This window comes from Arenimonas terrae (assembly GCF_006265115.1).
GTDB lineage: Bacteria > Pseudomonadota > Gammaproteobacteria > Xanthomonadales > Xanthomonadaceae > Arenimonas > Arenimonas terrae.
Genome location: NZ_SMDR01000001.1, coordinates 635,893 through 654,188, shown reverse-complemented (window position 1 = coordinate 654,188; position 18,296 = coordinate 635,893). Strand labels below are relative to the sequence as shown.

Sequence of the window (18,296 nt, the reverse complement as noted above, 5' to 3'; positions counted from 1 at the left end):
GGCCCGATGCCGGCCGGGTTCAGCACGATGGCTGCAACAGTGTGGCCATGCGCCGCACGCGGGCCTGGATCAGGATGCTCCGAGGCCGATCCCGCCGCAACGGCGGTGGGTTCTCCGCGGCGAGCCCGTGCGCTTGGACCACGCTTGGCAGTTTCCCGGTTCTGGCCGAAGATGCGGACGATGTCATTGGAGCCCACGCATGCAAAAGTCCCTGGTCCGTTATCCGATCCGGTTCGTACTGTTGGGACTGGTTCTGATCAGCGGCTGCGCCGGCTTGGATTCGCGGGAAACCGGTCGTGCCGCGAACAGTCTTGCCAGCGATCGCCTGCGTGCGGTTTCGTCTGCCGCAGAGCTGGATGATCTGATCGTCCGGGGCCAGGACCTCAATACGCAGCTTGACCGCCGCAGCCTGCGCTGGCACTGCAGCAAGCCCCGGTCGGAACGACGCTGGTGGGTGAAATGTCCGCGCGACCGCCCGCGGCGCGAGGGCGAAGAGGATGCCGCTACGCTGGATACGATCGAGGTCACCGGTTCGCGCATCGAGGCCGCAGACCTCATCACCAACAACCAGGAAGCCGGCGTCGACGAAGGCGACATCGTCAAGAAGACGGGCGATCGGTTGCTGGTGCTGCGCGGTGACGTGCTGTATTCGGTACTCATCCGCCGCGACGGGCAGGACGTGCTCGAACTTGCCGACCAGCTGAAGCTCGCCGTGGACAAGAGCGGCGAAGAGGTTTGGTACGACGAGATCCTGGCTTTCGGCGACCGCGTGATCCTGTTGGGCTTCAACTACGGTCAGGAGGACCCGGTTGCGGAAGTGCACCTGTTCCGGCTCGATGCCGACGGCCGGTTGCAGCGCGACGGTCGATTCTGGCTCAAGACCGACGACTATTTCAGCGACGAGAACTATGGCGCGCGGCTGCAGGGCGACAAGCTGCTGATCAGTCTGTCCATGCCTCTGAAACTCCAGGGCGAAATGCGCTGGCCCGAGTGGTCGCGTCGGGACGTCCCCCGGCCAGCCTGGCAGGCTCTGGTCGAGGCGGAGGACCTGTATTTCCCGGTGCTGCCGAGCCGCGACCCCCATGTTCACGTGGTGCTGCAGTGTCCACTTTCGGGCCTGGGCGGAGAGCTCGATTGCCGGGCAACCGGCGTGGTCGCCAATTCGGAATCGGTGCTCTATGCGACACCGGCGCATGTCTTCCTGGCCTTGGGTGCCTGGGACGCCGCGGCATTCGCGCAGCGCCGGTTCCACCCTGACGCGTGGCGCAGCAATTTGCCGGAGTCCCAACAGGAGGCCTGGCGACGGACCGCGCTGATGCGTATCCCGTTCGATGCGGGCGCGCTGCCGGGTGTCGCTATCGTGCCCGGATGGGTCCGCAAGCCCGTCGAGTTCTCGGGCACACCGGACGGTGGTCTGTACCTGCTGAGTTCGCTGACAGACGGCGAGGAGGGCCAGTCCGGACTTTTCCGGCTGGAGCCGGGAGACTTTTCGTCTACGCCTGGACCCATGCCCATGCCCCGGGCGCTGGTTCCGATTTCCGATTGGCCGAGCGTGCGCTTCTCGCCTCGTGCAGTCTGGGTGGGGAGAACCCATTGGTATGTTGGGGAAGAACAGCAATCCGCGGAAATCCACGTCCAGCCCCTGGACGGCAGCGCTGCCCGCCAGATCGTGCTCCCGCATTCGGCCGACCAGCTGCAGCCGGCGTTCGGCCGGATGCTGGTGGTGGGTGCAAGGGAGGATGAAACGCTGGCGATGTCGTGGATCGGCGATGCGCCGCAGCTGGCCGTGCACTCCACGGTGGCCTTCGAGGGCCGGCTGATGGCGGAAAGGCGCAGCCATTCGCTGAACTTCGGACAACTTCGGGGCGGAACGCGGCTGTTCTCGCTGCCGGTGATGGCGCGGCAGCCGGACCATGACGACTACGACTACTTCGAGCGTGCTTCGGATATCCAATATGTCGAATTGGCCTCCGACCGTCTGAGGGATGGCGGTGTGTTGGACATGCAGGATCCCGGCGCCGTGCCCTGCGAAGACTGTGACGACTGGTACGGCAATGCCCGCGCCTTTGTCGTCGGGGACCGCCTGTTCGCACTCAGTGCCAACCTGCTCAAAGAGTCGCGCTGGGACGGCCGCCTGGTCCGGGAGCGAAGGCGCGTCGCCTTGCCCTGATTCAACGCGCGCGCTCGGCGTCCTCGCGGATCGCGCGGCAGTACGGGCCCGCCATCAGGAATCGGCGGCAGGCCTGCGGGCGCAGCGTGTAGATGCCGCAGCGACCGTCGTCGCCCAGGGCCACGCAGAAGCCGTCCGGGCGGTGCGCCATCGTGCGCAGGCCGCCGGCGGCGGTATCCACCAGCGCCGCCGGCACGGCTTCGTCGCCGGGCGTGAGCACGACAGTCAGCCGGCAGCACAGGCCGGTGCAGGTGTCGCAGTGCACGGGCGGCTCCGGCGGCGGCCGGGTGTCGAGCAGGCGTGCGGCGGGACCGGGCAACGGCCTCATCGCCGGTAGCTCAGCAGGCGGCCGCGGAACGGCGCGACGTCACCGTCGTCGAAGGCGCTGCGCACTTCGTCCACTTCGAAGCCCTGGAGTTTGAGCGCCGTGGTGAAGGCGCCGCTGTTGCCGCGGCCCGGGTCGGTGATCAGCACTTCCGCACCCGGCTGGGCATGGTTGGCGATCAGCATCGACAGCTGCTCGGCGTGGCCGCGTTCGTACAGCAGGTCGCTGCCGATGATCAGGTCGAAGCGGCCCAGCGTCGGCTGCGGCAGCGTCCAGGCCAGGTCCAGGTAGGCCGGCGAACCCAGGCCGTTGAGCGCGGCGTTGTAGGTGAGGAACTCCTCTGCCAGTGGATGGTGGTCGCTGGCGGTGATGTCGGCCTGGCGGCGCTGCAGCACCAGGCTCGACAGGCCCAGGCCGCAGCCGAGTTCGAGGATGCGCTTGCCGCCGATGTCGAAATCGCTCATCGCCTGGGCCAGCACCCGGCCCGCCGGCCAGACCTGGCCGAACAGGCTCCACTGCGCCGACGAGATGCCGGCGCGTTCGGCCCGGCCCTGGGGGTCGGCGAACTGCTGAAGGTCGCTCAGCGCGCGGATGCGGTAGTCGTGGCCGCCGAAGCGGAGCGTGAGCAGGCGGGTGGTGTAGCCCGGCATGGGCGCTCCCGTGGGGGCGTCGTCCCGGGACCGGGACGTGAACGCGGAAGGGAGCGAAACGAGGGGGCCGAGGGGCCCGGGCGTGACGCGCTCGAAGAACGATGGCGCGGGCCCATCTTACGCCCTCGGCCGGCCGGATGGGCCGAGGGCGGTGCGGCGGGGTTCAGGCGGGAAGGGCGGCGATCTGGCGCAGGCCCGAGACCATGGCGTCGTAGTTCACCGCGCCATTGATGCGGTGCTTGCCGTTCACCACCAGGGTCGGCACCTCGAACACCAGCAACTTCCGATAGTGCACTTCGATGGTGCGCACTTCGTCCGCGAACTGGTCGCTGGCCAGCACGGCGTAGGCGCCGGCGGCATCGAGCCCGGCTTCCCCGGCGATGCGGGCGAGCACCTCGCGCGAGGACAGGTTTTCGCCGCGGTTGGCGCCGGCTTCGGCCAGGGCCAGGTACAGGGCGCGCGCGGCGTTCTGGCGGCCGGCCCAGCGCATCAGGCGATGGGCGTCGAAGGTGTTCCAGAGCCGGCGCTCGGGATTGGCGGTGTACTCGATGCCGATCGCGCGGGCCCGGGCCTGCGCCGCCATCTGGTTGTCGAGCGCCTGCGAAGCGGTCCACTGAAGCCGGCGGGCCAGGCCCTCGGCGACGGTTTCGCCTTCGGGGCCGAGCTTGGGCGAGAGTTCGAAGGGCTGGAACTGGATCTCCGCGCGCACCTCGTTGCGCAGCGACATCAGCGCGCGCTCGAGCGTGATCAGGTTGATGACGCACCAGGGGTGGGCGATCTCGGCCAGGAAGTCGATGACGAGCGGAGTGGGGCGCTGGGCGGTGGTCATGGCGTGGGTCTTGGGGGAAAGTCGGGCAGTTTAAGCGGTCCGGGCCTTGGCGGGGCCGCGCAGCTTCTGCCACGCCGTCACTGCCAGCACCACGACGATGCCGGTCAGGATGCCGACCAGTGCGTCGCCGAGCATCGAGACCAGGGTGCCCAGGCCGCCGGCCGGCGTGACGCCCTGGATGACATGGTGGATGGCGGGAATCGCGTGCACGAGGATGCCGCCGCCGACCAGGAACATCGCCGCGGTGCCGGCGACCGAAAGGAACTTCATCAACCAGGGCGCGGCGCGCAGGATGCCGCGGCCGAAGGCGCGCTTGAACCGGCGCGGACCGCCGTCACCCGGCAGCCGGCTCAGGTACAGGCCGCTGTCGTCGAGCTTGACGATGCCGGCGACCAGGCCGTACACGCCGACCGTCATGATCGCCGCGATCGCCACCAGCACGCCCACCTGGGTGGAGAAGTCCTTGCTGGCCACGGTGCCCAGGCTGATCACGATGATCTCGGCCGAAAGGATGAAGTCGGTGCGGATCGCGCCCTTGATCTTGTCCTTTTCGTGCGCGACCAGGTCGACCTTCTCGTCGGCTACGGCCTTCACCAGCTCGACGTGGTGCTGCACGTCTTCCTTCTTGCTGTGCAGGAACTTGTGCGCCAGCTTCTCGACGCCTTCGAAGCACAGGAAGGCGCCGCCGACCATCATCAGCACCGTGATGATCGGCAGGTCGTAGCCGCGCGAGCGCAGCCAGGCCTCGAAGGCGCTGATCGCCAGCGCGCCGGGCACCAGGATCGCCTTGTTCCACATCGAACCCTTGGCCACTGCCCAGACCACCGGCAGCTCGCGTTCGGGCCTCACGCCCGAAACCTGCTGGGCGTTGAGCGCCAGGTCGTCGCCGAGCACGCCGGCGGTCTTCTTGGTCGCCACCTTGGTCATGACGGAGACGTCGTCGAGGATCGTGGCGATGTCGTCGATCAGGGCGAGCAGGCTGGAGGCCATGGTGGGGTGCCAAATGGGGAGCGGGAGGGGATTCTCGCATCGCATCGCCGCCCGCGGGAGGGGCGCGATGCGATCGGCCCCGGCGGCGGGCATCGCCGCCGAAGGGGCGCGGATCGCCGCCGGACGGCGGATCGGTCGCGGGGCGTGCCGTTAGACTTCGATCACCTGCCGCCGGGAACATGCGTGATGACCCTCAAGACTCCCTCCTGCCTGCCGCTGGCGCTGCTTTTCCTGGCCTTGGCCGCCTGTTCGCCGCCGGCCCCGGAGGCAGCGGTGGACACGGTGCTCGGCGCCGACGAAGACAGGCGCATCGAGCTGGAGAAGCGCCGCGACCAGGTCGAGGCCGACCGCGCCACGATCGGTCCCTTTCGCCTGATCAGCTCGCGCTACCGCCACCAGGCGCAGGAAAGCGGCTGGCAGCGGCCCATGCTCGACCTGGTGCTCGAGAACGGCACCCGGCTGTCCGTCGCCCGGTTCACTGTGCTGCTCACGCTGAGCTCGCCGGGACGCAAGGAGCCTTGGCTGCGCCAGGAGTTCCTGGTGAACATGAAGAACACGCTCGCGCCGGGCCAGCGCCACGAAACCACGCTCACGCCCAGCCCCGATTCGGAGTGGGGTCTGCTGCAGGCCCCGACCGACGCGCGCATGCGCGTGGACGTGATGTCGGTGCGGACGCCGGAAGGCGAGACCTACCTCGGCCCCGGTGCATTCACCCCGCAGGACGCCGTGGAACTGGTCCGCCTGAACGCGGCGCGCTGAGCCGGCGGCTCAGGCCCACTCGCGCGAGGGCAGCACTACGCGCCTGGCGGGGCGGCCGACCAGGTCGAGGAAGGCTTCGAAGGCCGGTTCGGCCTGCTGCTGCAGCGGCGCAGCGCGTTCGCGGGTGTGTTCGCGGATCGCCTCGCGGCCGTGCGGCAGGGCCGGGTGGCAGAGTTCGTCGGCGTGGTCGGGTTTTTCCAGCCAGCGTTCGATCAGCGGCGCGTCCACTTCGGGATGGAACTGCAGGCCGTAGGCGCTGTCGCCCCAGCGGAAGGCCTGCTGCTCGCAGGTGTCGGTGCGCGCCAGCTGCACCGCCCCGTCCGGCAGGTCGAAGGTGTAGCCATGCCACTGGAACACCGGCGTGCGCGGCGCCAGCTTGCCGAGCATCGTGTCGGCCTGTCCGGCGCCGGTGAGCTGCAGGTCGTACCAGCCGATCTCGGGCCGCTCGTGCCGGCGCACGGGGGCGCCCAGCACGTGCGCCAGCAGCTGCGCGCCCAGGCAGATGCCCAGCACCGGCTTGCCCTGGCGCAGGGCCTGTTCGATCGCGCGCAGTTCCGTGCGCAGGTGCGGGCGGTGGGGTTGGTCCTCGACGTTCATCGGGCCGCCCAGCACCACCAGCCCGCGGTAGCGGTCGACCACGGGCTGGGCGTCCGGGTCGCGTTCGAAGTTGACGAAGCGGATGCGGTGGCCGCGCCGGCGGATCAGCGGGTCCAGGGTGCCCAGGGGTTCGGCGGCGACGTGTTGGAAGACCAGCAGGCGGGACATGGCGGCGGCAGCGGGGGGACCCGCACACGACACCCGAAGCGGAACGGAAGATCAAGCTTGTCGCGGGAATACCCCGGTTCGCCGCAGGCATGAGCCGCCGCGCTTGCCAGCCGGGCCCGTCGGGCCGCTAAATCGGCGCCAGACCCTGGGGAGTATCCGATCATGCGCAGTGCACTTGTTGCCGTCGTACTGGCCCTGTCCACCGTTCTGCCGGCGCAGGCCGCGGTGAAGGACAGCAGCCCCTCCGGCTTCACCCTCGAAAACAGCGAGGTGGTGCCGGTGGATGCCCGCACCGCCTGGAGGGGACTTGTGGAGGAGGTCGGCCGCTGGTGGCCGGCCGACCACACCTGGTGGGGCGACGCCTCGAAGCTGTCGATCTCGCCGCGCGTGGGCGGCTGCTTCTGCGAGTTCAACGGCGACCAGCAGGCCTGGCACATGGCCGTGACCTTCGTGGACCCGGGCAAGACCCTGCGTTTGACCGGCGGCCTCGGCCCCCTGCAGGGCATGGGCCTGCACGGCGCGCTCGAGTTCCGGCTCACGCCGGCCGAGGGCGGCGGCACGAAGATCACGCTCTGGTATCGCGCCGGCGGCTACACGCCCGACGACCTGTCGAAGTTCGCGCCGGTCGTGGACCGGGTGCAGGCGCAGCAGCTGGGCGGCCTGGCCGACTTCCTGCGCCGGCAGGCGGCCGGGCCGGAAGAAGAGGTCTAGTTCAGAAGCGGTCGTTGACCGGCAGGTAGCGCCACAGCCCCACGGGCACCTTCGCCAGGCCGACGCGGCCGACGCGCAGGCGGCGGATGGCGAGGGCGCGCAGGCCGACCTGTTCGCACAGGTGCGCGATCAGGCCCGGGCGCACCGCCTTGATCGCGAAGCGCAGCCGCGCCTCGCTCTGCCAGCTCACCTTGAAGGCCGGTACCGGCCAGCCCTGGAAGCTGGTGCCGCCGGTGAGCCGGCTCCAGCCGTAGGGCGCGAGCTCTCCGTCCACGTCCACGACGATTTCCTGTTCGAGCTTGGGCCCGTCTTCCTGCAGGCGGCGCAGCACGCGGCCGTCCTGGCTGAAGATGGCCAGGCCGGCGGCGCCGGGCTCCATCGGCATGGCTTCGGCCAGGCGCGGGAAGTGGCGCTTGAGCAGGCGCCAGCCGGAGGGATCCTCGGGCCAGTGGTTCTCGGGGCGCAGGTATTCGGCGCCGTTCGCGCCGGCGGGCAGGTTGAGCAGGAGGGTCGCGGGTTCGGGCGCGGCGAGCCGGGCGTCGGCGTCGAGTTCGACACGCTGGCGGCCGACCTTGAACTGCGGTTCTTCCACCACTTCGCCGTCCACGCGCACCCAGCCGCCCTGGATGTAGTGCTCGGCCTCGCTGCGCGAGCAGCCGGTGATCTCGACGACGCGCTTGGCCAGCCGGATCGTTTCGTCGGTGGCGCGCGGGGTGGAACCGGGAATGGCGTCGGACATGCGCCATTGTAGGCGCCTGCGCCGGGTCGTGCCGGCGCAGGACGCAGGGGCGCGGCGGATCAGCCCTTCGAAGCCTTCTTCTGCTGCTTGGCTTCGCGCTTCTCTTTCAGCGACTTCTCCGGCTTCTTCTTTTCGGTCTTCTTCTGGTTCAGGCCCTTGGCCATGGCGGACTCCTCGTCGGTGGCGGCCCGGGTTCGAACGCCGGGTCCGGGGCGATGATGCCGCGAGCGCGGCGGTTTTGCCACGGGAAGAAGCGGTCCACAATGCCGGCATGACCCAGACCCTCGGTGCCCTGTCCCTGCTGGTGCGCGACTACGACGAGGCGGTCGCCTGGTTCGTGGGCGCACTCGGCTTCCGCCTGCTCGAAGACACGCCGCGCGGCCCCGGCAAGCGCTGGGTGCGGGTGGCGCCGCCGGGCGCCAGCGAAACCTGCCTGCTGCTGGCCCAGGCCGCCAGCGACGAGCAGCGGGCCCTGGTCGGGAAACAGGGCGGAGGCCGCGTCTGGCTGTTCCTTCACACCGACGATTTCGCCCGCGACTACGCGCGCATGAGCGCCGCCGGCGTGCGGTTCGCCGAAGCGCCGCGGCACGAGGACTACGGCAGCGTCGCCGTGTTCGAAGACTTGTACGGCAACCGCTGGGACCTGATCCAGCACCGATGAAACCCCTGGTCATCGCCCACCGCGGCGCCTGCGGCTACCGGCCCGAACACACCCTGGCCGCGTATGCGCTGGCGATCGCGCAGGGCGCCGATTTCATCGAGCCCGACCTGGTGCCCACGCGCGACGGCGTGCTGGTCGCGCGGCACGAAAACGACCTGTCCGACAGCACCGATGTCGCCGACCGGCCGGTGTTCGCCGACCGCCACTGCGTGAAGGTGATCGACGGGGTCGAACACGCGGGCTGGTTCAGCGAAGACTTCAGCCTCGACGAGATCAAGACGCTGCGGGCGCGCGAGCGGCTGCCGGCGCTGCGGCCGGACAACACCGCTTACGACGGCCGGTTCGAAGTGCCGACCTTCGCCGAGATCCTGGCACTGCTGAAGGCCGCGGAAACCGAGGGACGCCGCGTCGGCGTGTATCCGGAAACCAAACATCCGACCTATTTCGCGCACGAGGGCAGGCACCTGGATGGCCGACCGATCGCGCAGTCGCTGCCGCAAAAGGTGGTCGCGGACCTGGTGGCGGCGGGGTTCACCGATCCGGCCCGCGTGTTCCTGCAGTCCTTCGAGATCGAGAGCCTGCTCGAGCTGCGCCGCACCTGGATGCCGGCTGGCGGGGTCGAGTTTCCGCTGGTGCAGCTGATCGGCAATCCGCGCCGCGGCCGCCCGCGCGACCTGGCATGGCATCTCGCGCGGGGCGGCGCGCTGGCGTCCGTCTACACCGACCTCGGCGAGTGCTGGGACGACGGGCTGGGCGAACACACGCGCTACGGCCACCTGCTGCAGCCGGCGGCGCTGCGCTGGCTGCGCACGCAGGGCATCGCGGTGCTGGGGCCGTCCTTCGAGGCGCTGCTGCCCGACGGCCCGGACGGGCCGGTCACCGCGCTGGTCGAGGACGCGCGCGCGGCGGACCTGGCCCTGCATCCCTACACGCTGCGCGCCGAACTCGGCGGCGAGGCCTATGGCCGGCGCCTGCTCGCACTGGGCGTCGGCGCGTTCTTCATCGATCAACCCGATCTCGGCCGACGGCTTGCCGACGGCTAGGGCGGCGCGCCCGCCGCCGGTCCGTCAGGCGACTTGCCGCGGGCGCCGGGGCAGGGTGAGCGCGATGCCCAGCAGCACCGCGGCCGAACCCAGCGCCAACCGCAGGTCCACGCTTTCGCCCAGCCACAGCACCCCGGCGACCGCCGTGATTACCGGCACGCTGAGCTGGCAGCTGCCGGCCGCCTGCGGCGACAGCCCGCGCAGCGCGGTGTACCAGACCGCGTAACCCAGGCCCGAGGTGACTGCGCCGGAAATCACCGCGCACAGCGCGCCCGCGGCATCGATCTGCAGCCACGGCCAGGCCAGCGCGCTGGCGCACAGGGTGATCGGCACCGCCCGCAGGAAATTGCCGGCCGTGGTGTCCGTGGCATCGGCGACGCCGCGCCCGCGCAGGCTGTAGACGCCCCAGGCGACACCGGCCACCAGCATCAGGCCGGCGGGCAGCGGTGCGGGCGCGCTCAGGCCGGGCATCAGCACGCCGACCAGGCCGGACATCGCCAGCCCCAGCCCCAGCCACTGCCAGGTCGACCAGCGCGCGCCGGCGCGCAGGCCCAGCAGCAGCATCGTTGCCTGCACCGCGCCGAACAGCAGCAGCGCGCCCGTGCCGGCCGACAGCCCGGTGTAGGCCCAGGAAAATCCCGCCGCGTAGACGAACAGCGCCAACGCGGAGAACCAGTCACCGGCGGGGCGGCGGCCGCGCGTCCGCACCAGCAGCCAGAGCACCAGAGCGCCCGCGACCAGGCGCAGCGTGGTGAAACTGGCTGGGTCGGTCTGGCTGCGGTCCAGCGCCCAGCGGCACAGCAGCGAATTGCCCGCGAAGGCGAGCAGGGCGAACGTGGTCAGCACCAGGGTGCGGGCGGGGGACGGCGGCATGCGCGGCATTATGGCCGCAGCCGCGCGCCGGCCCGCTATGATCCGGCCATGGCCATCCTGCTGCTCAACCTGCGCCACGTGCCCGACGACGAGGCCGACGAGGTCCGCGCCCTGCTCGATGCGCAGGGCATCGCCTACTACGAAACCGCGCCGGGGCCGTTCGGCATTTCGGCCGGCGGGCTGTGGCTGGCCGACGCCGCGCAGGAAGAGCGCGCCCGCCTGCGCCTGCACGAATACCAGGCCGAACGCGCGCGCCGCGCCGTCGAGTCGCGCGAGGCCGAACGCCGCGAAGGCCAGCTGCGTGGCACCTGGGGACTGCTGCGCGAAAATCCGCTGCAGGCGGTGGCCGCCGTGATCGGCATCCTGTTCGTGCTGGCGGTGACCGTGCTGCCCTTCCTGTTCTTCGGGCGCTGAGCCTCAGGACGGCAGCGCGTCGAACTGCGCGTCGGGCAGGGCGATGAAGGCCCAGAACGGCGTGCCGCGCTCGCGCCAGTCCTCGCACACGCCTTCGAGCACGGCGACCAGGGTCGCGTAATCCGCCGGATCGGCCGCGCGCAGCGCCTGCACGTTCTGCAGGCCCAGCACATAACCTTCGGCCGGCAGCCAGTCGAGGTCGCCCAGGCAGTCGGCCAGGGCGTCCCAGTTGTGGCCGAACCAGTCCGGGAATTCGAAGGCCTCGGCGAAGGCACGCATCAGCGCGGTCTTGTCGGCGCAGCCGGACAGGTCGAGCGGGATGCAGAGGAAGCCGATTTCGTGCGCGGCCTCCTGCAGCGGCCCGAGGTCGGAGGCGGTCAGGTAGAAGGTGCCGGCCTGGTCGGGTTCGACCAACAGGGCCTGCAGCGGCTGCGCGTTCATCGCGGCACCTCGAAGCGGCGGAAGCTGGCGTAGTGGTCGTCGGTGTACCAGTAGTCCTGCGGCGGGTCGCCGCCGGTGACGATGCGGCGCGGACCGCGGTGGCCGAGGCCGGGCGAGCGCACGGTGTACTCGCGGTAGTGGCCGCGCGGCATCGCCGGCAGGCGGCGTTCGCGGTTCTGGAAGACGCTGCCGTCCTGGCGATGCGGGAAGGGGCCGCCGCGCGCGATCAGCGCCAGCGTGTCGGCGGCTTCGGGCGGGAGGAAGTCCGGGAGTTCGCGCCTGCTGTCGGCGGCGGGTGTGGCCGCGTCATCGCTGTCGGGACCGATCGTCGCGGGTCCTGGCGCGGAGGCCGGCACGTCTTCCAGCGACGGCCGCGGATCGGGCGCTGGCGCCGGTGCGAATTCGCCCTGCTGCCAGGTCCAGGCCAGCACCAGCAGGATCACCACTACGAGGAACGTCCGGTACTTCCGCATGGTTTCCACGTGCTGGTCGACGCCGCGAGTCTAACAACCCGGTGCGCAGGCGCCAGCCCACGGCAGCGGACGCGCCGCTCAGCGCACCCAGAGTTCGACCCGTTCGTTGACGAAGCGCGCGTGCTCGCCGTCGCCGGCCGCCAGCACGGCGCGGCCGCCGAAACCGCGCCGGCGGCTTACCTTCACGCCCGCCTGGCCGAGCAGGTCGGCGACAAAGTCCACCCGATCCTGGCTCAGGAACAGCGCCCGCGCCGGGCCGCCGGCATCGGGGTCGGCGAAGGCCATCAGCATCAGCTCGCGGCCCCGGTTGGCCGGCTCGCGCAGGTAGGCGATCACTCGCTCCAGGTCCTGGGCGCCGCGGCTGTCGAGCACGGTGTATTCCTTGCCGAAGCGCAGGTTCAGGCCCAGGCGCTGCGCGCCGACGAGCATCTGCGCGTAGTCCTCGGGCGCGTCCGCCGGCGGATCGGCGGCGAGCGCCCGCGGCGTCAGCGCCAGCATGCCGCTGCGCGCGACCACGGCCTGGCCCGCGGGCGAGATCGCGTAGTTCGCCAGGCTGCGGCCCAGGGCCGACATCAGCTGGCCGCCGTACAGATAGAGGCGACGGGTGAGCGGGTAGTCCTCGGCCATCACGTTCACGCGCGTCGGCAGCACGGCCTGGCCGCCCGCGGAGACGGCGAGCGGGCGCACGCCGGCCGCGTCCAGGCCGACCGGCAGATAGCCGATCGCACGCGGGTCGCGCGCCACCGCCGCGGCGACCGCGCGCGAATCGGCCTGCACCCACGTGGTCGGCACCTGGCGGCCGCCGTCGAGCAGCAGGGTGGACAGCAGCTCGTGGCCGCCGCTGTCGGCGCGAAGGCCGACCACGGTGATCGCGCCGGCGCGGCCGCCGAGCTGCGACCAGTCGCGCACGCGGCCGCTGAACACCTGCCGCAGCTGCTCGCGGCTCAGCGCCTGCAGCGGATTGTCGGGGTGCACCACCAGGGCCAGGCCGTCGAGGCCGACCACGTATTCCTGGTCGGGCGAGCGCAGCCGGCCGACCAGCCAGGCCTCGTCAAGCTCCTTCGCGGTCGGCACCCGCGCCGACATGCCGACCTCGGCCTCGCCGTCGATCAGGGCGCGGAACGCGCCCGCCGAGCCGGGCGTGTGGATCTCGACGATCACGCGTTCGTCACCGCGGCGCGCATGGATCTCGAAGCGGCCGTCGACGCGCCGGGTGCGCAGTTCACCGTAACCGGCTTCGCCCAGCCAGGCCCGGGCCAGGGCCGGCATCACGCGGTGGCCGAGCACGTTCGAGCCGTGGATGCGGACGCGTTCGGCCTCCAGGTCCTGGGCGGGGGCGGCACGGGGCAGGGCGAGCAGCAGCGAGGCGAACAGCAGGAGCAGGGGGCGCGTCATGGTCTTCGGTCCGTCCGGAGCAAGGCGCGCAGCGTGAAGGCACCAGCTTTCAGGACCGTGACATTCCGGGCGCCGCGGGCGCGAACCGTGACGCCGGCCCGACCGGCCACCCCTCACCGGATTTGGGTCCTGCCCGCGATCTGTGGACAATGCCCCGCAGACCGCCCGCCGAAGGACCTCCATGACCGTTGCCGCCACCCCGGCCGCCGCCACCGCCGATCCCAACGCGCCGCTGCCGCGGCAGATCCCCTACATCATCGGCAACGAGGCCTGCGAGCGCTTCAGCTTCTACGGCATGCGCAACATCCTGGTGCCGTTCCTGATCAGTTCGGTGCTGCTGGCCTACCTGCCGGACCAGGCCTCGCGCGAGGGCGCGGCCAAGGACCTGTTCCACAGCTTCGTGATCGGCGTGTACTTCTTCCCGCTGCTCGGCGGCTGGCTGTCGGACCGCTACTTCGGCAAGTACAACACCGTCCTGTGGTTCTCGCTGGTCTACTGCGCCGGCCACGCCTGCCTGGCGATGTTCGAGTCCAATGCGGCCGGCTTCTATACGGGCCTGTTCCTGATCGCATTGGGATCAGGCGGCATCAAGCCCCTGGTGGTGACGTTCTGCGGCGACCAGTTCGACCAGAGCAACAAGCACAAGGCCAAGCTGGTCTTCGACGCCTTCTACTGGATCATCAACTTCGGCTCCTTCTTCGCCTCGCTGCTGATGCCGCTGGTGCTGCGCAGTTGGGGTCCGGCCTGGGCCTTCGGCATTCCCGGCATCCTGATGTTCATCGCCACGGTGATCTTCTGGGCGGGCCGCAAGCAGTACGTCAACGTGCCGCCCTCGCGCGGCACCGACCCGGACTCCTTCCTCAACGTCGTGCGCAGCGCCCTGCTGGGCAACGGCGTCGGCGTCGGCACCCTGATCGCCGGCGGCAGCTTCGTGCTGGCGGCGCTGATGCTGGCGCTGTGGGCGCTGAAGTTCGCCGGCGTCGCGCTGTGGCCGGAGGCCTGGGGCTTCGTCATCACGGCCTGCCTGTCGCTGGGGGCGATCATCGCCGGCGTCGGCTTCGGTGCCTCGGTGCAGCTCGACCGCGCGCGCGGCCGGCACCCGGACGCGGCGATCGACGGCGTGCGCGCCGTGCTGCGCATCCTGATCGTGTTCGCGCTGGTGACGCCGTTCTGGTCGCTGTTCGACCAGAAGGCCTCGACCTGGGTGATCCAGGGCAAGGCCATGACGATCCCGCACGAACTGTGGTGGTGGCCGAGCTGGCTGGTGAAGGACGCGACCCAGATGCAGGCGCTCAACCCGCTGATGGTCATGCTGCTGATCCCGTTCAACAACCTCGTGCTGTACCCGCTGCTGACGCGCATGGGCTTCCGCGTGACCGCGCTGCGGCGCATGGGCTGGGGCATCGCGATCTCGGCGGTGTCGTGGGTGATCGCCGGCGTGCTCCAGCTGTGGCTGGACGATGGCCAGCAGGTGTCGCTGGCCTGGCAGACACTGCCTTACCTGCTGCTTACCTTCGGTGAAGTGCTGGTTTCGGCCACCGCGCTGGAGTTCGCCTACAGCCAGGCGCCGATGGCGATGAAGGGCGTGATCATGGCCTTCTGGTACCTCACCAGCACCTTCGGCGGGCTGTGGGTGCTGCTGACCAATGCCACCGTGCGCGACCCCGGCGTGATCGCCTGGATCACCACCCAGGGCTGGACCGAAAACGCCTTCCTGATGTTCTTCTTCGCCGGCTTCGCCTTCGTGGCGGCACTGGCGTTCGCGCTCTACGCGCGGCGGTACCGGGTGATGGACCACTACCGCGTCGCATAAACCCCGCGGCGGGCCGGGCCCTAGGCCTGGCCCCCCGGATGCACCCGCACCTGGTCGCGGCCGCCGCGCTTGGCGGCATACATGGCCTCGTCGGCCCGCTTGAGCAGGCCGCCGAGGTCGCGCTCGTCCGGGCCCAGCACCGACAGGCCGATCGACACCTTCAGATGCAGCGCTTCGCCGTCTGCGAGCAGGCCGATGTGGCTGACGGCGGCGCGCAGGGTCTCGGCCAGCACTTCGGCTTCGGCGGCGCCGGTGCTGGGCAGGAACACCGTGAACTCCTCGCCGCCATGTCGTCCGAGCAGGTCGCCCGCCCGCAGCTGTTGGCGCATCGCGCCGGCGACCAGCCGCAGCGCCTGGTCGCCGGTGTCGTGGCCATGGCCGTCGTTGATCTGCTTGAAGTGGTCGAGGTCGAGCACGAGCAGCGCGGCGCCGCGGTAGCCCGGGGCCGCCAGCAGGGCCTCGGCGCGCTGCAGGAAGGCGTGGCGGGTGAGCAGGCCGGTCAGGCTGTCGGTGCTGGCGATGCCCTCCAGGCGTTCGAGCAGGCGCTCGCTGCCCATCAGCACGAAGCCCAGGCTGGCCACCGCCGGCGCCAGCATCGCGCCGCCGAGCATCAGCGTCTCGACCCAGGGCTGGTCGATCCAGGTGCGCGCGGCGCTGCCCTCGGGCATGAACAGCAGCAGGCCGCGCGCGGCCATCACCCCGGCGCAGAGCAGGAAGGCGATGGCGACGATGCCGGCGTTGCCGCCGCGCCGAGTGCGGCCGCCGTGCAGTGCGACGACGGCCGTGCTGGCGGCGATGCCGGCGCAGAGCAGCGACAGCATGCCGGTGCGCATCGGCAGGCCGGGCTGGGTGAACAGCATGATCGCGCTGGCCACCGCCACCAGGCAGACCGGCGCCGCGAACCAGGGCGAATCGGGCATGCGGCCGCGGCTGGCGAGCAGGGCGCGCAGGTATTCGACGAACGACGCGACGATCAGGGTTTTGCCGGGCACGGCCAGCGAGGGCAGGTCCTGCGCCCACTCCAGCAGCAGCCAGCCGGCGGGCGCCAGCACGATGGCGCGGGCCCAGATGCGCTGCGGCCGCGCCAGTTCCTCGGGCTGCCGGACGGCGGCCGCAAACAGGCCCGCCGACATCGCCGCGGAGGCGAGCAGGGCGATCAGGGCGCTGGCGAACGGATCTAGGTTCAAGGCGGGCTCCCCCGGAAGCGCCGCAAAATGCGGGGCAAGGCTAGCACGCCGCCGTCAGGGGCCCTGTGAGGACGGGTCGCGGCGCAGGCGGGCGGCGTCCAGGAAGGCCGAAAGCAGGGGCGCGCCGGACATCAGTTCAGGGAACCGCGCGTCGTGGAACTCCGGGTGCCATTGCACGCCGACCACGAAGCCCGGGCCGGTGGCGCGGATGCATTCGGTCACGCCGTCCTCGGACCAGGCGTCGATGCAGAGCCCGTCGCCGAGCCGGTGCACACCCTGGTGGTGGATCGAGTTGACCGCATGCGGCCCCGCGCCCGGATACAGGCCGGCGAGCCAGCTGCCGGGTGCGATCGTGAGCGCGTGGCTGTGTTCGTCGTAGCGGCCGGAGGCGTGGGCCGCGGCCGTGGTGCCGGTGGCGACCAGGTCCTGGTGCAGGCTGCCGCCGAAAGCGACATTGATCAGCTGCATGCCGCGGCAGATGCCCAGCACCGGCTTTCCGGCGTCCACGAAGGCGCGCAGCAGGGCCAGCTCGAAGCGGTCGCGCTGCGGGTCCGTTGCCTGCAGCAGCGCATGCGGCGCCTCGCCGTAGGCGACCGGATCGATGTCGGCGCCGCCCTGCAGGATCAGGCCATCGAGCGCGAGCACGTAGTCGTCGATCGCGATGTCGTCTTCGTCCACTTCGCCGTGGCGGTCGACGGTCGGGATCATCACGGCGATGGCGCCGGCGGTCATCACCCAGTGCGCCACCGACTGTTCCAGGTACTGCAGGGTTTTGCCCTGCAGGCCGTAGGGGGGCGGCAGGTTGCGCATCAGGCGCGGGGACAGGCCGATCAGCGGGGCGCGGCGCGGTTTCATGGCAGGTCGGGCGGCTCCAGGGTGGTGGCCAGCAGCCAGTCGAGCACGGGGACCAGGGCCTGCAGGTGGCTGTCGCCCGACTCGCGGCGGCGGTCGTAGATCGCCAGCTGCACGTCGGCGCTGGTGCCTTCGGCCAGCAGCGCGTCCAGCGCCGCGAGGTCGCCGCCGCATTGCAGCGCGTCGGCGTCTTCGGCGCAATCCCGGCGCAGGCGGGCGAGGGCGTCGGGCGCGGGCTCGGCCGGGCCGCCGCTTTCGGCGATGAAGCGCGCGCCCAGCCCGAAGCGCTTGGCGCGCCAGCGGTTCTCGTCGATCACGCGGCGGGTGATGGCGCTGCGTTCGCCGCCATGGTCGGGGTGTTGCACGAGGAAACGCACCAGGCAGCGGAACAGCTGGGCGATGGCCAGGCTGTCGCGCAGGCGCGTGCAGGCGTCGGCGATGCGCAGCTCCAGCGTCGGGTAGTCCAGGGCCGGGCGGATGCCCCACCAGAGCGAACCGGCGGTCTTGATCGCGTTGTTCCGGCGCAGCAGCTCGGCGAAGGCGTCGTACTGGTCCTGGTCGTCGAAAAAGTCCGGGATGCCGGTGCGCGGCCATTCGTCGTACAGCGCCTGCCGGTAGCTCAGCAGGCCGGTGCGCTGCCGGCCCCAGAACGGGGACGAGGTGGACAGCGCCAGGAACAGCGGCAGCCAGGGCATCACCCGGTTCATCAGCTGCACGCGGTCCACGCCCGGCGGTACCGCGACGTGCACGTGCAGGCCGCAGACCAGGTTGCGGCGCGCGATGATCTGGAAATCGTCGACCAGGCGCTGGTAGTGCCGGCGCGAGGTACCGTGCTGCAGCCGCCAGGCGGCCAGCGGGTGCGTGCCGGCCGAGAGAAGGCGCAGCCCCGAGCCCTGCACGACGCCGGCCAGGGCATGGCGCAGCGCGTGCATTCGTTCGCGCGCTTCGGCAGCGGTGTGGAAGACGGGCGAGGAGATCTCGAGCTGAGACTGCAGCATTTCCTGCGCGACCGATTCGCCCAGCGCTTCGCGCGCACGCTTGATCAGCCCCGCGGGCATGCGCGGCATCAGGCGATGCGTGTCGGCACTGACCAGGAAGAACTCTTCCTCCAGGCCGAAGGTGTAGTCGAAATCGGCGTGCGCGGCGGGCATGGCATTCCTCAGGGCCTTGCCCGACCGTACCCACCGCTGTCTGTCTCTGGCGTGA

The 18,296-nt window shown here is 70.8% G+C and carries 20 protein-coding genes; 7 read left to right on the top strand and 13 right to left on the bottom strand.

Going from position 1 to position 18,296, the window contains the following annotated elements; translation table 11 throughout:
• Nucleotides 1-199: 199 nt before the first annotated feature.
• Entirely contained in the window at nucleotides 200-2,170 is a 1,971-nt protein-coding gene (locus tag E1B00_RS03125) for a beta-propeller domain-containing protein (protein ID WP_176693102.1), read from the top strand.
• A gap of 1 nt (nucleotide 2,171) precedes the next feature.
• Here E1B00_RS03125 and E1B00_RS03120 read toward each other — a convergent pair whose 3' ends face one another.
• From E1B00_RS03120 to E1B00_RS03105, 4 genes are all read right to left on the bottom strand, one after another.
• Entirely contained in the window at nucleotides 2,172-2,498 is a 327-nt protein-coding gene (locus E1B00_RS03120; protein WP_139445544.1) for a YkgJ family cysteine cluster protein, read from the bottom strand.
• Nucleotides 2,495-3,145 carry a class I SAM-dependent methyltransferase gene (locus tag E1B00_RS03115; protein ID WP_139445541.1) on the bottom strand — a complete coding sequence of 217 codons (651 nt, stop codon included), beginning with the start codon at nucleotides 3,143-3,145 and terminating at the stop codon, nucleotides 2,495-2,497. Before E1B00_RS03115 ends, E1B00_RS03120 begins: the two co-directional genes overlap by 4 nt.
• Before the next feature lie 163 nt (nucleotides 3,146-3,308).
• Nucleotides 3,309-3,974 (bottom strand): DsbA family protein, encoded by a 666-nt coding sequence (locus tag E1B00_RS03110; RefSeq protein ID WP_139445539.1) that lies wholly within the window; start codon nucleotides 3,972-3,974, stop codon nucleotides 3,309-3,311.
• Between the two features lie 30 nt (nucleotides 3,975-4,004).
• The gene (locus E1B00_RS03105; protein WP_139445536.1) at nucleotides 4,005-4,964 is read right to left on the bottom strand and encodes a DUF808 domain-containing protein; all 960 of its coding nucleotides are present in this window, start codon (nucleotides 4,962-4,964) and stop codon (nucleotides 4,005-4,007) included.
• Between the two features lie 186 nt (nucleotides 4,965-5,150).
• On the opposite strand from E1B00_RS03105, the gene E1B00_RS03100 reads away from it, so the two are divergent.
• Complete coding sequence (locus tag E1B00_RS03100) at nucleotides 5,151-5,723, top strand: hypothetical protein (protein WP_139445533.1); 573 nt, start codon at nucleotides 5,151-5,153, stop codon at nucleotides 5,721-5,723.
• Nucleotides 5,724-5,732: 9 nt separating this feature from the next.
• On the opposite strand, the gene E1B00_RS03095 is transcribed toward E1B00_RS03100, so the two are convergent.
• Nucleotides 5,733-6,488 (bottom strand): type 1 glutamine amidotransferase, encoded by a 756-nt coding sequence (locus tag E1B00_RS03095; protein ID WP_139445530.1) that lies wholly within the window; start codon nucleotides 6,486-6,488, stop codon nucleotides 5,733-5,735.
• A gap of 162 nt (nucleotides 6,489-6,650) precedes the next feature.
• Between E1B00_RS03095 and E1B00_RS03090 the strand changes: the two genes are divergently transcribed.
• Nucleotides 6,651-7,199, top strand: coding sequence for an SRPBCC family protein (locus E1B00_RS03090; protein ID WP_139445528.1), 549 nt, complete (start codon nucleotides 6,651-6,653; stop codon nucleotides 7,197-7,199).
• A gap of 1 nt (nucleotide 7,200) precedes the next feature.
• On the opposite strand, the gene E1B00_RS03085 is transcribed toward E1B00_RS03090, so the two are convergent.
• Entirely contained in the window at nucleotides 7,201-7,938 is a 738-nt protein-coding gene (locus E1B00_RS03085; RefSeq protein WP_139445524.1) for an RNA pseudouridine synthase, read from the bottom strand.
• A 271-nt stretch (nucleotides 7,939-8,209) separates the two neighbouring features.
• Here E1B00_RS03085 and E1B00_RS03080 point away from each other — a divergent pair, with 271 nt between their 5' ends.
• Nucleotides 8,210-8,599 carry a VOC family protein gene (locus E1B00_RS03080; protein WP_139445520.1) on the top strand — a complete coding sequence of 130 codons (390 nt, stop codon included), beginning with the start codon at nucleotides 8,210-8,212 and terminating at the stop codon, nucleotides 8,597-8,599.
• Nucleotides 8,596-9,642, top strand: a complete 1,047-nt coding sequence (locus E1B00_RS03075) for a glycerophosphodiester phosphodiesterase family protein (protein ID WP_139445518.1) — start codon at nucleotides 8,596-8,598, stop codon at nucleotides 9,640-9,642. The genes E1B00_RS03080 and E1B00_RS03075 overlap by 4 nt, the downstream gene beginning before the upstream one ends.
• Nucleotides 9,643-9,666: 24 nt before the next feature.
• On the opposite strand, the gene E1B00_RS03070 is transcribed toward E1B00_RS03075, so the two are convergent.
• Nucleotides 9,667-10,515 carry a DMT family transporter gene (locus E1B00_RS03070; RefSeq protein WP_220396226.1) on the bottom strand — a complete coding sequence of 283 codons (849 nt, stop codon included), beginning with the start codon at nucleotides 10,513-10,515 and terminating at the stop codon, nucleotides 9,667-9,669.
• Between the two features lie 48 nt (nucleotides 10,516-10,563).
• Here E1B00_RS03070 and E1B00_RS03065 point away from each other — a divergent pair, with 48 nt between their 5' ends.
• Nucleotides 10,564-10,929, top strand: a complete 366-nt coding sequence (locus tag E1B00_RS03065; RefSeq protein ID WP_139445512.1) for a DUF6164 family protein — start codon at nucleotides 10,564-10,566, stop codon at nucleotides 10,927-10,929.
• A 3-nt stretch (nucleotides 10,930-10,932) separates the two neighbouring features.
• Here E1B00_RS03065 and E1B00_RS03060 read toward each other — a convergent pair whose 3' ends face one another.
• From E1B00_RS03060 to E1B00_RS03050, 3 genes are all read right to left on the bottom strand, one after another.
• A complete protein-coding gene (locus E1B00_RS03060; protein WP_139445510.1) occupies nucleotides 10,933-11,370 on the bottom strand; it encodes a barstar family protein in 438 nt (145 codons plus the stop codon).
• The gene (locus tag E1B00_RS03055; RefSeq protein ID WP_139447662.1) at nucleotides 11,367-11,843 is read right to left on the bottom strand and encodes a guanyl-specific ribonuclease; all 477 of its coding nucleotides are present in this window, start codon (nucleotides 11,841-11,843) and stop codon (nucleotides 11,367-11,369) included. The genes E1B00_RS03060 and E1B00_RS03055 overlap by 4 nt, the downstream gene beginning before the upstream one ends.
• 78 nt (nucleotides 11,844-11,921) lie before the next feature.
• On the bottom strand, nucleotides 11,922-13,238 hold the full coding sequence (locus E1B00_RS03050; RefSeq protein WP_176693100.1) for a substrate-binding domain-containing protein: 1,317 nt from the start codon (nucleotides 13,236-13,238) through the stop codon (nucleotides 11,922-11,924).
• A gap of 181 nt (nucleotides 13,239-13,419) precedes the next feature.
• Here E1B00_RS03050 and E1B00_RS03045 point away from each other — a divergent pair, with 181 nt between their 5' ends.
• Nucleotides 13,420-15,051, top strand: a complete 1,632-nt coding sequence (locus E1B00_RS03045) for a POT-type proton-dependent oligopeptide transporter (RefSeq protein WP_139445505.1) — start codon at nucleotides 13,420-13,422, stop codon at nucleotides 15,049-15,051.
• Nucleotides 15,052-15,071: 20 nt separating this feature from the next.
• Here E1B00_RS03045 and E1B00_RS03040 read toward each other — a convergent pair whose 3' ends face one another.
• The 3 genes from E1B00_RS03040 to E1B00_RS03030 are packed head-to-tail and all read right to left on the bottom strand — an operon-like array spanning nucleotide 15,072 to nucleotide 18,241.
• Nucleotides 15,072-16,238, bottom strand: a complete 1,167-nt coding sequence (locus tag E1B00_RS03040) for a GGDEF domain-containing protein (RefSeq protein ID WP_139445502.1) — start codon at nucleotides 16,236-16,238, stop codon at nucleotides 15,072-15,074.
• Between the two features lie 54 nt (nucleotides 16,239-16,292).
• Entirely contained in the window at nucleotides 16,293-17,093 is an 801-nt protein-coding gene (locus E1B00_RS03035; RefSeq protein ID WP_139445499.1) for a gamma-glutamyl-gamma-aminobutyrate hydrolase family protein, read from the bottom strand.
• Nucleotides 17,090-18,241 (bottom strand): carboxylate-amine ligase, encoded by a 1,152-nt coding sequence (locus E1B00_RS03030; RefSeq protein ID WP_139445497.1) that lies wholly within the window; start codon nucleotides 18,239-18,241, stop codon nucleotides 17,090-17,092. Before E1B00_RS03030 ends, E1B00_RS03035 begins: the two co-directional genes overlap by 4 nt.
• Nucleotides 18,242-18,296 lie beyond the last annotated feature (55 nt).

What these genes read in the sequence shown, in the direction of transcription:
- E1B00_RS03110 (WP_139445539.1), bottom strand. Translation starts at nt 3,974, where the DNA reads ATGACCACCGCCCAGCGCCCCACTCCGCTCGTCATCGACTTCCTGGCC.
- E1B00_RS03035 (WP_139445499.1), bottom strand. Translation starts at nt 17,093, where the DNA reads ATGAAACCGCGCCGCGCCCCGCTGATCGGCCTGTCCCCGCGCCTGATG.
- E1B00_RS03085 (WP_139445524.1), bottom strand. Translation starts at nt 7,938, where the DNA reads ATGTCCGACGCCATTCCCGGTTCCACCCCGCGCGCCACCGACGAAACG.
- E1B00_RS03115 (WP_139445541.1), bottom strand. Translation starts at nt 3,145, where the DNA reads ATGCCGGGCTACACCACCCGCCTGCTCACGCTCCGCTTCGGCGGCCAC.
- E1B00_RS03080 (WP_139445520.1), top strand. Translation starts at nt 8,210, where the DNA reads ATGACCCAGACCCTCGGTGCCCTGTCCCTGCTGGTGCGCGACTACGAC.
- E1B00_RS03050 (WP_176693100.1), bottom strand. Translation starts at nt 13,238, where the DNA reads ATGACGCGCCCCCTGCTCCTGCTGTTCGCCTCGCTGCTGCTCGCCCTG.
- E1B00_RS03105 (WP_139445536.1), bottom strand. Translation starts at nt 4,964, where the DNA reads ATGGCCTCCAGCCTGCTCGCCCTGATCGACGACATCGCCACGATCCTC.
- E1B00_RS03100 (WP_139445533.1), top strand. Translation starts at nt 5,151, where the DNA reads ATGACCCTCAAGACTCCCTCCTGCCTGCCGCTGGCGCTGCTTTTCCTG.
- E1B00_RS03075 (WP_139445518.1), top strand. Translation starts at nt 8,596, where the DNA reads ATGAAACCCCTGGTCATCGCCCACCGCGGCGCCTGCGGCTACCGGCCC.
- E1B00_RS03060 (WP_139445510.1), bottom strand. Translation starts at nt 11,370, where the DNA reads ATGAACGCGCAGCCGCTGCAGGCCCTGTTGGTCGAACCCGACCAGGCC.
- E1B00_RS03030 (WP_139445497.1), bottom strand. Translation starts at nt 18,241, where the DNA reads ATGCCCGCCGCGCACGCCGATTTCGACTACACCTTCGGCCTGGAGGAA.
- E1B00_RS03095 (WP_139445530.1), bottom strand. Translation starts at nt 6,488, where the DNA reads ATGTCCCGCCTGCTGGTCTTCCAACACGTCGCCGCCGAACCCCTGGGC.
- E1B00_RS03070 (WP_220396226.1), bottom strand. Translation starts at nt 10,515, where the DNA reads ATGCCGCCGTCCCCCGCCCGCACCCTGGTGCTGACCACGTTCGCCCTG.
- E1B00_RS03125 (WP_176693102.1), top strand. Translation starts at nt 200, where the DNA reads ATGCAAAAGTCCCTGGTCCGTTATCCGATCCGGTTCGTACTGTTGGGA.
- E1B00_RS03090 (WP_139445528.1), top strand. Translation starts at nt 6,651, where the DNA reads ATGCGCAGTGCACTTGTTGCCGTCGTACTGGCCCTGTCCACCGTTCTG.
- E1B00_RS03055 (WP_139447662.1), bottom strand. Translation starts at nt 11,843, where the DNA reads ATGCGGAAGTACCGGACGTTCCTCGTAGTGGTGATCCTGCTGGTGCTG.
- E1B00_RS03120 (WP_139445544.1), bottom strand. Translation starts at nt 2,498, where the DNA reads ATGAGGCCGTTGCCCGGTCCCGCCGCACGCCTGCTCGACACCCGGCCG.
- E1B00_RS03065 (WP_139445512.1), top strand. Translation starts at nt 10,564, where the DNA reads ATGGCCATCCTGCTGCTCAACCTGCGCCACGTGCCCGACGACGAGGCC.
- E1B00_RS03045 (WP_139445505.1), top strand. Translation starts at nt 13,420, where the DNA reads ATGACCGTTGCCGCCACCCCGGCCGCCGCCACCGCCGATCCCAACGCG.